The following is a 12,564-nucleotide window of genomic DNA, read 5'->3' on the forward strand; positions in this document are numbered from 1 at the left end:
AGCATTCTTCCTTCAAATATCACTTTCCCTTCTTTTATGAAACTACTGATTAGTAAGAATGTTTGAGGCTTATACGTTTGTTTTCTTCTCTTAAGATGTGATTTTTTCTGGTAACAAGTAAAAAGACAACCTCTCCAAGCCTACAAATACTTACTAAGAGGCTCTTTTATCTTGACTTTTTTTTACTAATCCTAAAGAAAGTTACAGATTCTCCTTAAATAGATTTTAAATTCTTTTGGGTGACACCCTACAAATTCTGTAATTTTGCGAATTATTTAGCTCGGACAAGCATGTCCATATTTTTTCATAAATAAGAGATTACATAGACGGACAATACCGTCCGTATCAAAAACTTATGTTAAGAACTCACAACAACGGCGAACTTCGTATCGCTAACGTAAACGAAATCGTAACGCTTTGTGGCTGGGTACAACGTACTCGTGACAAAGGTGGTATGATTTGGATTGACCTCCGTGACCGCTATGGTATTACCCAATTGATGTTAGAAGAGGGTAAAACTCCAAAAGAAGCCATCGAAACTGCTCGTTCACTTGGACGTGAATTTGTGATTTCGGTGACTGGTACTGTAGTTGAGCGTCTTTCGAAAAATGATAAACTACCTACTGGAGATATTGAAGTAAAGGTAACAGAATTGAATATTTTGAACGCTGCAAAACTTCCTCCATTCTTAATTGAAGATGAAACAGATGGTGGCGATGATATTCGTATGAAATATCGTTACCTTGATTTACGTCGTAATCCTGTTCGCCAGAACTTGATTTTGCGTCATAAAATGGCTCAAGAAGTACGCTCGTACCTCGACAAGCAAGGATTTATCGAAGTAGAAACACCTGTTTTGATTAAATCTACGCCAGAAGGTGCGCGTGACTTTGTGGTTCCTTCACGTATGAACCCAGGTGAGTTTTATGCATTGCCTCAGTCTCCTCAAACATTTAAGCAGCTTTTGATGGTATCAGGCTTTGACCGTTACTTCCAAATTGTAAAATGTTTCCGCGACGAAGACTTACGTGCAGACCGCCAACCTGAGTTTACTCAAATCGACTGCGAAATGTCATTTATCGAGCAAGAAGATATTCTTCAAATGTTCGAAGGATTGGTTCGTCAATTGTTCCAAAACTTGAAAGGTCTTGAAATCAACGAAATCTCTCGTATGACTTATGCTCATGCCATGAAGTATTATGGTTCTGACAAACCAGATATTCGTTTTGGTATGGAGTTTTATGAGTTGAAAAGCGAAGAGGTTGATTTAACTTCTGGTAAAAACTTCCCAGTATTCGATGCCGCATCAGTAGTAGTTGGTATCAATGCAAAAGGTTGTGCCGAATACACTCGTAAGCAAGCAGATGAGTTGACAGACTTTGTAAAACGCCCTCAAATTGGCGCAAAAGGCTTGATTTATGTACGTTACAATGCTGATGGTTCAATCAAATCTTCGGTAGATAAATTCTATTCGGAAGAGGATTTGAAAAAATGGATTGAAGCAGCAAATGCACAACCAGGCGATTTATTGTTGATTTTGTGTGGTGATGGAGACAAACCAAGAAAGCAATTAAACGAATTGCGTTTAGAAATGGGTAACCGTTTGGGCTTGCGTAATCCTAACGAATACTCAGTACACTGGGTTGTTGACTTCCCATTGTTGGAGCACAGCGAAGAAGAAAATCGTTGGTTTGCAATGCACCACCCATTCACGTCTCCTAAGCCAGAAGATATCGAATTCTTGAAATCAGGTGATTTAGGTAAAATCCGTGCCAATGCTTATGATATGGTTATCAACGGTGTTGAAGTAGGTGGTGGTTCAATTCGTATTTTCCAAAAAGATCTTCAAGCTAAAATGTTTGAAACGCTTGGATTCTCTGACGAAGAAGCAAAACACCAATTTGGCTTCTTGATGGATGCCTTCGAATATGGCGCTCCTCCTCACGGTGGTTTAGCATTTGGTTTCGACCGTCTTTGCTCATTATTTGGTGGTTCTGACTCAATTCGTGACTTTATTGCCTTCCCGAAAAACAACTCAGGACGTGATGTAATGATTGATTCTCCATCTACGATTGATGCGAAACAATTGGATGAATTAAAAATCAGAACTATCGTATAGGATTTGATTTTGAGTTATAATAAAAAACGGCAAAGATTAACTCTTTGCCGTTTTTTATTTCCCGCTATAAATACCTTACTCTGGCAAAATATGATTACGTAGCAATCGAGCCTGTTTGAAATATAAGAAATATTGTCCGTCAGCATTTTTTACTACTTTAAACTCAATATCTGTACTATACAACTGATTATCGCCTGATTGTTTCTGACGATTTATCAGTGCTTGATGTACTTTGATTGCATTGATTCGTAGTACCTTAAGTAAGGTCGCAACTTGTTCATTATCCAAAAACACTTTTCCTATATTTGAACGACCTTTTATTGAGCTTACAACGCCATTTTGACCTACTAAAAAGGCCTCGGGCTTATCATTTTTCTTCGGGTTTGCTACTTCATTTTCGCATGGTTGGGTATTGACTAATACATCCACATTTCCACTCTTTTCATGTGGCGTAACCAAAATGACCCCATTGGCATATTCATCTACAAAAGCTGGACTCACCAAAATAGCCATAGCCACCTTTTTGTGGTCAATCCCAAAATATTCTCTTTCCTCAAATGCTTCATCGTTCCACAATGAAGCATAAACCTTTGTTATTTTTTCGGCTAAAACTTTATCATTATCTGCCACATTAAATCCTTTGGAGGTATATAAACCTGCTCCATTGAACTGGGGCAAATCTTCGCAATTAGTTGAGCTACGAAGTTTCACTTTTTTTCCTGCATAGTATTTATTCAATATCCCATGCAAAGACTCAAGCATTGCCACACTTGGGGTGCTTTTAGTAATCACACTTCGAATTCTAGCTAGTGCTTTTTGTTTTTCAGACTTATTTAAAGTGTGTTTTTTACTCAAAAAAAAGTTTATTTCTTTATCAGCTCCTTGTGTTAATAAATCCATATAGGGCTTAAAACCAATTGCATAAGCAGGTAAAACATATTCTTCGCCAAGCAGTTCATGTATCAGGGCATAATTATTGGCTTTAGCACCTATTAAGCTAACTTTTTGGTACTGTTTAAAGTGTTTATTGAGCGGAATAGTAGATTCAAACGTCAATTCGGGACTAGGTATATTTACTTTTTGAGGTTGATTTTTTTCTCGAAATTTAGTTGCATAATCTGCTGTAACAGTTTTGATAATCAGCTTTTGAAACTTCGGATTTATTTCGACTATACTCCCAATATTAGCCTTAAGTTCGGGCCAGGCCGAAAGACTTGTCAATGAAATATTTAAGGTTTTTCGATTTTTAGCTAAAAGATTTATATGTGAAAGTGGCGTCTGAGGCTCAAGTGTAATAATACCCGCCAATGGAGGTACTCTTTCAGGAATATGCTCAAAGATTGCAATATCTTGTGGGGTTAAGGTGGTCATATCTTTTTCATTTTTGACATAAACCAAACGCCCTACTGCCACAACCTCATTGAGCACCTCCATCTTAAATCCATCAAAATGCTTAATGAGTGTCATTGGCGCAATTGTATTGAGCTGTTGTTTTTTGAAAAAAGGCTCTAATACTTGTTGACTCAATATGTGTTTTTCTTTGGTATTGACTACCACCAAAGGCTTACCTTTAAACTGCTTATACGTAGTGGATATCAGTTTTGTTAGCTTTATAATATCATTTGCCATCAAGGCAGGCGTATCATCGTAAGAATAATCTTCAACCCTTACAGCATAGGTATATTTCTGCCCTTTTATTACATAAGGTTTTGTGCTTAAATCATATACAAAAAAAGGAAGGTATTCTCGTGTTTTTGAAGTAGATACAAGTGCCTTAAATTGTTTGAAAGTAATAGTTCTACCTAATTTTTTATTTACAAACTCAGCATGCCCTCGTGTTACTTTGGGGTCGTAGATATATACCTTGGCAGTAGAATTCCAGTCAACAGCGACACCTGTCCATGCTGGTAAAGCTCCGTAAGCTAAGAACTTATATTTACTAATTTCTTGAGCCTGTAATCTGATTTGGCTAAAGCACAAAACTAAGATAACAACATAATAAGTTGACTTTGACATAATCTTCAAGGTTGTATTATTTTTAGGATCGGGTATAATTATTGGTAAAAAATTTATTGGTACTAATCTATTTACACCTTGAATATACGCTAAGATATTGAGTGAACACTCAATTATTAAAAGTTATAATCAAAAACTTATCTAATGGTCGTCAAAAAGAAAAGGTCTTTATGTAAAAGAAAATTCTTTTACATAAAGACCTTTGATACTTATATCAAAATAGTAGAGCTTAGCCCACTAATTCTTTCAAATCTTCGTCGTTTAATTGTTTACGCTCATCGGCCATCAACAAGAAACGTGTGTACAACTTATCAAGCTCTGGTTTTTCAAACTCAAAACCTAATAATTGCAAACGGTGACGCAAAGCAGCACGACCCGAACGAGACGTCAATACAATTGCTGAAGAAGGAACACCTACATCTTCAGGATTCATGATTTCGTAGTTTTGTGCGTGCTTCAAGAAACCATCTTGGTGAATACCCGACGAGTGAGCAAATGCGTTAGCACCAACTACTGCCTTATTAGCCTGTACTGGCATACCCATCAAGTTAGAAACCATCAATGAAGTTGGGTACAAGAATTTAGGATTAATACCAGTTTCGAAATCTAAGCCTTTGTGTACATTCAAAATCATCGCAATCTCTTCCAATGAAGTGTTACCAGCTCTCTCGCCGATACCATTGATTGTTACCTCTACCTGACGAGCACCCGCTTGGATACCTGCAATGGTATTGGCTGTAGCCAAACCTAAGTCATTGTGGTTGTGCATTGAGATGGTAGCTTGGTGAATATTCGAAACGTTTTCGAATAAGTAGCTAATACGCTCGTGCATTTGGTTTGGCAACAAATAACCTGTTGTATCTGGTAAGTTTACTACAGTAGCTCCTGCGGCAATAACAGCTTCAGTCAATTGAGCCAAAAATGCTAAGTCTGCACGACCAGCATCTTCTGCAAAAAACTCTACGTCCTCTACAAAACTCTTTGCATATTTTACAGCCCAAACTCCTTGTTCAATGATTTTTTCACGAGTAGAGTTGAACTTGTACTGAATGTGAACATCAGAAGAACCGATACCCGTGTGGATACGTGGCCTTTTGGCATGTTTTAAGGCCGCAGCGGCTGCATCAATATCCTCTTTTTTGGCACGAGTCAAACCACAAACAGTGGCATTCTTCACGAGTTTAGCAATCTCCTCTACAGAACGGAAATCACCTGGAGACGAAATTGGGAAACCAGCTTCGATAATATCTACCCCGAGTAATTCCAATTGTTCAGCAACCTGCAATTTTTCTTCTGTGTTCAACTGACAGCCCGGAACTTGCTCGCCATCACGCAATGTTGTGTCGAATATTTGAATTCTTTGACTCATGACTTTTTTAAGGGATTGATGATTTGTTTAATGTTGTTTCTTGGTTACAAAATAGTCGTTGCAATGGGTAAAAAAAAACCTTTCCTCAGTTGGTTGTGAGAAAAGGCTTCAATTTGCACAAAAGAACCTTATCTCACTAATCAGCGAGGAGCTTAATGATGATAAAAGATTTATTTGTGCTATTATTTTCCATATATCAAAGCTATATAAAATTATTGACTATACAAAAATCAAGTTTGCCAGAAAGGATAAAAAAGATTGGATTTTTAATTATTTTAAAGAATAAAATTCTATTATATATACCCAATAGGCTATCTTTTTAGAATAAAATTCTAAAAAGATTGTTACTAAAAACTATTCTTTATGTAAAAATAAGATTTTTTTTCGATTCTTAACTTTTTTATTATCTCAAACTCATTCAGAATTCATACTTTTTTTGAAACTTTACTTTTTCAATAAAAATTGTATTTTATTAAGATTTTAAAATTAAAAGAGCATAAGCACAAAAGGATAAAACGTGATGCTCTTCTTATATCATGACAAACAATCCTTATATATCTCTTTTAAAAACTGCTTGGCAATATGCTCGACAAGAGAAAAAACGTTTCTTGCTGGTTTATGCACTTTTTATTGTTGCCAATGTTATTTTTTCCTTGAATCCTATTTGGTACGGTTGGTTTATCGACAAGATTCAGCTCAAGGGCGTAGACGTCCTCAAAGATACATGGATTTATGGCTTGGGCTTTTTGCTATTACGCTTTATAGAATGGTCATTTCATGGTACTGCACGTGTAATGGAACGCAGTTTGGCTTTTAATCTTAGTCGAAATTTTTTACAAGAGCTTTATCATCAAACCCTGCATTTGCCTGTAAAGTGGCATCAGGATAATCATAGCGGTGCTACCATCAACCGTATTCGTAAAGCTTATGAAGCTTTGAAAACCTTCTTTCAAGATGGGTTTATGTATTTGCACGCATTTTCCAAGTTCTTCTTTTCCTTTATTGCTATGCTTTACTTTTCTCCACTGTTCGGCACTATTGGGGTACTTCTTGGAATTTTTACGATTTGGGTAATTGCTCAATTTGATAAACCTTTTATCAAAGCCCTCGACGAAACCAACGAACGTGAACACGTGGTATCTTCAACGCTTTTTGATAGCCTTTCTAACATCATTACAGTGATTACGCTTCGTTTGGAAAAACAAATGGAACAAAGTTTAGTCGACAAAATCAAATATGTATTTGCCCCTTTTCGTAAACAGGTTGTAATCAACGAATGGAAGTGGTTTGTAGCTGATATGCTTGTAGGAATTATTTATGTTGTGATTACGGTAGGGTATGTGTATCAAAACTGGGAAGTTGGAAAAGTTTTTATGGTGGGAGGTTTGGTTACGCTTTTGGGTTATGTGAATAATTTTACGAGTGTGTTTCATGATGTTGCTTGGCTTTATACTCAAATTATTCAGCATAATACCGACGTTCAAACGGCTCGGAATATCTCGCAGGCGTATCGAGAACACCATCGCCCAGAAGAAGTCGAATCGCTTCCAATCAATTGGAATGCTCTGACAATTTCAAATCTCAATTTTTCTCATCAAGAAAATTACAGTTTAGAAAACAAATCTCAGGCATTACATAAGCTCAAAATCCAAATCAATAAAGGAAAGCGTATTGCTTTTATTGGCGAAAGTGGTTCAGGAAAAAGTACGCTATTGGCTTTACTTCGTGGTTTGTATGAGCCCGAAAAAGGTGTTCAAATCGACTTGGATGGTAAAACCAAGAATGATATTGGTATTTTGGCGGAAACAGTTACGCTATTTCCTCAAGAACCAGAGATTTTTGAAAATACCATCGAATACAATATCACTCTCGGCTTGCCATTTGAGGAGTCAGATATTTTGCAAGTCTGTGAAGTAGCTCAATTTGCAGATGTTATCAAACAATTACCCAATGGCTTACAGTCCAATATTCAGGAAAAGGGCGTAAATCTATCGGGAGGGCAAAAACAGCGTTTGGCTTTGGCACGCGGCGTACTGGCAGCACGTAGTTCACAAATTATACTGCTCGACGAACCAACAAGTAGCGTTGACCCTAAAACCGAGGTCTTGATTTACCAGCAATTATTTAGAGAATTTGAAGGAAAAGCCGTGTTATCAACCTTACACAGGTTGCATTTATTGAGTCAGTTTGACTATGTGTATATCCTCGAAAAAGGACATATCGTAGATGAGGGCAGTTTTGAGTATTTGCTAGAAAACAGTGCTATTTTTCAAGAATTATGGAAACATCAAAAAGAAAGTCAACGCATCTCGTAGGCTAGTTTCTTTATCCTTCTTTATAATGACTTGGCGTAACGTGGTATTTCTCTTTGAAGGCTTTGATAAAATGAGAAACGCTCTCGTAGCCAATTTCCATACTAATCTCCGAAACGTTCATGCCCGTATTTTCTAGTAAAAGTCGGGCATGTTCTAATCTTTTGTTTTTGAGCCAAAGAGCAGGCGAAGTATGAAAACGTTTTTGAAAATCTCTTTTAAAAGCCGACAAGCTTCTTCCCGAAAGTCTCGAAAGCTCCTCCATCGACAAAGGTTTGAGATAATAACTATCCATCAAAAACTCCAAATCAGCCTTTTCTCCTTTGTAAATATTATAAACAATTGATTTGAGTTTACCAGTGGGGTCAATTTCAAGTAAATGCAATAAAAGCTCTTGAAGCTTTAGATTCAGGAAGTGATTGAGATATTGTGTTTCGAGGTGAAAATAAGGGAAAATCGAGTCGATATATTTCTCCAAACTTTCATTGATACCAAATACCAATAGGCCTTGATTCGGGTCGGGTTCGACTAAGGTATTTTCGTGAAAAAGGCTCAAATGTCCTGCCACAAACTCTTTGAGTAGCTTTTCGTTAAAAAAGAAAACCAAACTTCGGTATTGCTTATTGATAGCCTCCTGCATGGTGTAATAGCCACGAGGAATGAATACGACATTACCTTTTTTGACACGAATATCTTGCTCGGGAGTGACAAACTTCTTTTCGCCCTCCAGTACAAATATTAAAGCATGTTCTTCAAAAAACACTTCATTTTTGAGCGGTGGGTCCTGATTTCGATAAGCTACAAAAGTCATATCCTTAATTTTTAAGGACTGAAACTCGCCTGCATGTATGAAAGAAGGAACCCGTATCATAAGAAAAAGAAGCCGTTGCATGCAACGGCTTTAATGAATATTTTTAGAAACCACCTCTATCGTAGAAAGTACGACGACGTGAAAGTTTCAACTCTTGTAACAAAGAAGATTTCACACGTAAATCAAACGAATAACTACTAGCACGGCCATATAATGGACTGGCAGCAGGTGTCCAGTTAAATTGCATTTCCCAACAGTGCAAATCACGATGGATACTGATATTGGTTAGAGATACCCCTTTATTGATAAAGTCATAACCCGACTGCACTTTGAAATCCCACTTCTCAGTTAATTTTACACTACCAGAAAATGTGACAGCACTTACTGTTACGGCAGGAGCTAAGCCTCGTTTGGCATAATTATATTGATAACTAAACTGAAACTCCCAAGGCACACTCCAGTCTACATAGGAATCAATATTACGATTGATTTGCTGCATTTGACCTTCGGTACCATTGGTGCTAGTTTTGGGCTTGCTGCTTTGAGGTTTAAAGCTTTTACTTAACGACATATTAAATGCCGAAAGGTTAGCTAATCCTTTACCCGTTGTAAACATATACTCGTCTAATTGCTCCCCAACAGTACCATAGTTAGAATTGACTTTGTACACATAAGGGTCGAGCGTACCGCCTATATTGATATCAAATTTTTTAACCCTCGAAGTCGCACCAAAGGATACAGGTGCTAATCTATATTTGGTAGCAAAAAAGTTATAATTGGTTGACAACGAAAGGTTATCGATGATCGTAATTTTCTCAAATTCTTTAGCTGCTGTATCAGACTTTGCTTTTACTTTGGCTTCTATGGTATTATTCAAACTAAAGTTAATACCACCCGACCTACTTCCGATATTGGTAAGTGTTGGGTTAAAAGACGAAATCCTGATGGTATCTTTTTCTCCTGTATTTCCATTTTTCAGAATTACATCTTGATAAAATCCATACTTAGGATCGGTAAAATCTGGCGTATAGCTAACACTAACCGAAGGCGTCATTACGTGACGAATACCTGCCAAACGTCCAAAGTTTTTAAAGTTTACAGTTCCATACAAACGAGTGTTCATACTCATCGTAAAAGCGTACTGGTAATCAACAAAAGTTCCATTTGTGGTATCAATTCTGACAGCTCCAAGCTTTTTCAATGAATCCGTAGCGGCATAGTCATTAATATCTTCGAACTTATAGGTATATTTTCTGGTATAAACATTACCTGACAAGCTCATTCCTGGGGTTAAATTGATATAACGTCCAAGTTTGATATTGGGCAAAGAAATAGGAATAGAGTATTGCATTTTCAACTGAGCTTTTTCTAAAATAGAAGCTAAAGTCGAAAAATTAAATGGAATAACTCCATCTCTAGCCAAATTGGTTGTGGTACTTACAGTTGTTGGTACCAAAGGCTTAGTATAGTCGGTATCTGTAGAATCGGTTTTGCGATATACCGTGTAAGGAAGCGACAAATAAGAACGGTTGTCGAGCGCTACTTTGTTGGTAATACTAGCTGAGCCCGAAAAATCTAAACCAAAACGAAACTGGTCAATAAATCTTTCTGTTACCGATTTCTTTTTCTTAAAAGGTTGAATTTGGTTTAAACCAAAGTTATAGTTAATCGCCGAGGTCACTTCTTTGGTAGTAGTGTTCTGGGATACGTTCATGCTAGCTCCTGTACGAATAGTCTGTCCAAAGTTTTTAGAGTATTGTACAGATGAGTTGATGGCATTTGAAATATAGTTGGACGTAACAAAACTATTATATTGATTGTAGCTATTACTAGCAATATTGACCGATGCCGAAAAGCTTGAATTACCTCTGCTTTGTGGTGAATGTGACCATTGAATAGAAAAGTCATTACGAACAGTAGGATTAGGAATAGACTCATCTGAACTAATTCCTTTACGATACTGCAAATTGAAGTTTCCACTATAACGATAACGCTTTACATACTGCGAATTGGCTCCAAGACCCCAGCTACCGTTGGCATAAAGCTCACCTGTTGCACGTAAACCGATATTAGGACTTAGCGCAAAATAGTATCCCCCGTCACGCAAGTAAAATCCCCGTCCTGCTGGCTCCTCTCCATACTGAGGCATCAAAATACCTGAAGTTCCTGATTCTTGTGGTGGGCGATAAGGGAAAAACCCAAAAGGTAAACCAATAGGCAATGGAATATTGTTGAGCTCGATATGAAAAGGTCCTGCTACAATTTCTTTCTTTCCTACAATTTTAATCTTAGAGGCATTGATATGGAAGTGCGGTTGTGCCAAATTACAGGTAGTATAAATTGCATTACGGATATATAAATTGTCCTCATCATCCTTTTTTACTTTTTTCCCTTGTACATAGCCTTCTCCCTGTTGTGTAACAATTCCTTGAATAAGTGCCTTTCTAGATTTGAAATTATACTTGATTTCATCAGCATTGTATTCATCACTTCCTTGCTTAAAAACAGGCTTCCCTTTTACTTTTTTAGTTGTAGAATCCATAGTTCCATGAGCGTCCACTTGATTCTTTTCCCAATTAAGCTTGATAAAATCTGCTTGCAACGAAATATTTCCGTACGTTACTTTGGCATCACCATAAAGATACACGATTTGTTTTTCGGTATCCATGATGGTCGAATCCTGTGCCGTGTACTGTACGGTGGTTTCTAGTTCCTCTTGCTTTTTGAGCGAATCAGGAACAGTTTTTGCACCATTCTTTCCCAAAGAGTCGAGATTGTTTTTACGCAAAGTATCCCCTTGCAAAACTTTATTAGAAGTTGCAATGGTTTTGGTAGATTTGCTGTTGTCTTTACCTTTTATGAGCCTTTGAGCATTTGCCGAATACGCAAAACCTAGTACTAACATCGTACCGATTAAGAGTAGGACTTTTTTTGAAAGACTTAAAAAATTATATTTGCCTGTTCTATAGGAATTATCCATTGTATAGGACGCGTTCTAGTAAATTATTGGAAATAAGGTTTTCATTATGTTGAAGCCTTCCAATTTTATCAATTCAAAAAAGATTTAAAATACAAAATTACTTTATATAACGTTCTTGTTAACGAACCAGCCTGAAAATAATGTTAAACTTTCTTAAAGGTTTCCTTCTAATACTAATGATTGGTGGTTTAACTGGCTTCAGTTTGCCACAAATAGCGATTGAACCCGACTCTATTGCTACTGAATCGGCAAGTACCAATATTCGCACCATTGTGCTAGATGCAGGTCATGGAGGCAAAGACCCTGGCTGTTCGGGGCATTCGGGAGTTAGGGAAAAAAATATTGCCTTGAAAATCGTGTTGGCACTTGGCAAAAAAATCAAAGAAGAATATCCCAACATTAAGGTATATTATACTCGCCAAACCGATGTCTTTGTCAATTTACATGAACGATCAGCTATTGCTAATCGCAATAAAGCTAATCTTTTTATTTCTGTTCATTGTAATTCGCACCCTTCCAAAAAATTCAAAGGAACTGAAACATATACGATGGGGTTACATAAAACAGGAGAAAACTTGGATGTTGCCAAAAGAGAAAACTCTGTAATTTTGCAAGAAAGAGACTATAAAAAGACTTACAACGGTTTTGACCCTAACTCTCCTTTGGCTCATATCATGATGGCAAATTACCAAAGTGCCTTTATGAATAATAGTCTTAAATTTGCTCAAAAAATCGAACGTCAGTTCAAAAGATACAGCGACCGCACGAGTTATGGAGTAAAACAAGCGGGCTTTTTGGTTTTGTGGGAAACAGCCATGCCAAGTGTATTGGTCGAAGTAGGCTTCTTAACAAACCCGAACGAAGAGGAATATCTATCATCTTTAGATGGTCAAGATGAGGTAGCTAAATCTATTTTTAGAGCATTTAAGTCCTATAAAGAAGAAATTGAAAACTAAG

7 protein-coding genes are annotated in these 12,564 nt (G+C 37.0%); 3 read left to right on the forward strand and 4 right to left on the reverse strand.

Annotated elements, in window-relative coordinates; translation table 11 throughout:
* Positions 1-355 precede the first annotated feature (355 nt).
* Positions 356-2,119, forward strand: coding sequence for an aspartate--tRNA ligase (aspS, locus tag QM491_RS13475; RefSeq protein WP_283328007.1), 1,764 nt, complete (start codon positions 356-358; stop codon positions 2,117-2,119).
* 75 nt (positions 2,120-2,194) lie between these two features.
* Here the strand turns inward: aspS and QM491_RS13480 are convergent, their stop codons facing one another.
* Both QM491_RS13480 and QM491_RS13485 read right to left on the reverse strand, forming a co-directional pair.
* Entirely contained in the window at positions 2,195-4,135 is a 1,941-nt protein-coding gene (locus QM491_RS13480) for a PEP/pyruvate-binding domain-containing protein (RefSeq protein ID WP_283328008.1), read from the reverse strand.
* Between the two features lie 229 nt (positions 4,136-4,364).
* Positions 4,365-5,504 carry a 2-isopropylmalate synthase gene (locus QM491_RS13485; RefSeq protein WP_283328009.1) on the reverse strand — a complete coding sequence of 380 codons (1,140 nt, stop codon included), beginning with the start codon at positions 5,502-5,504 and terminating at the stop codon, positions 4,365-4,367.
* A 536-nt stretch (positions 5,505-6,040) separates the two neighbouring features.
* Between QM491_RS13485 and QM491_RS13490 the strand changes: the two genes are divergently transcribed.
* Entirely contained in the window at positions 6,041-7,819 is a 1,779-nt protein-coding gene (locus QM491_RS13490; RefSeq protein WP_283328010.1) for an ABC transporter ATP-binding protein, read from the forward strand.
* A 10-nt stretch (positions 7,820-7,829) separates the two neighbouring features.
* On the opposite strand, the gene QM491_RS13495 is transcribed toward QM491_RS13490, so the two are convergent.
* Both QM491_RS13495 and QM491_RS13500 read right to left on the reverse strand, forming a co-directional pair.
* A complete protein-coding gene (locus QM491_RS13495) occupies positions 7,830-8,687 on the reverse strand; it encodes an AraC family transcriptional regulator (protein ID WP_283328011.1) in 858 nt (285 codons plus the stop codon).
* A 43-nt stretch (positions 8,688-8,730) separates the two neighbouring features.
* The gene (locus QM491_RS13500) at positions 8,731-11,607 is read right to left on the reverse strand and encodes a putative LPS assembly protein LptD (RefSeq protein ID WP_283328012.1); all 2,877 of its coding nucleotides are present in this window, start codon (positions 11,605-11,607) and stop codon (positions 8,731-8,733) included.
* A 140-nt stretch (positions 11,608-11,747) separates the two neighbouring features.
* Here QM491_RS13500 and QM491_RS13505 point away from each other — a divergent pair, with 140 nt between their 5' ends.
* Positions 11,748-12,563 (forward strand): N-acetylmuramoyl-L-alanine amidase family protein, encoded by an 816-nt coding sequence (locus QM491_RS13505; protein WP_283328013.1) that lies wholly within the window; start codon positions 11,748-11,750, stop codon positions 12,561-12,563.
* Position 12,564 lies beyond the last annotated feature (1 nt).

It is taken from the genome of Flectobacillus longus, assembly GCF_030056705.1.
GTDB classification, from domain to species: domain Bacteria; phylum Bacteroidota; class Bacteroidia; order Cytophagales; family Spirosomataceae; genus Flectobacillus; species Flectobacillus longus.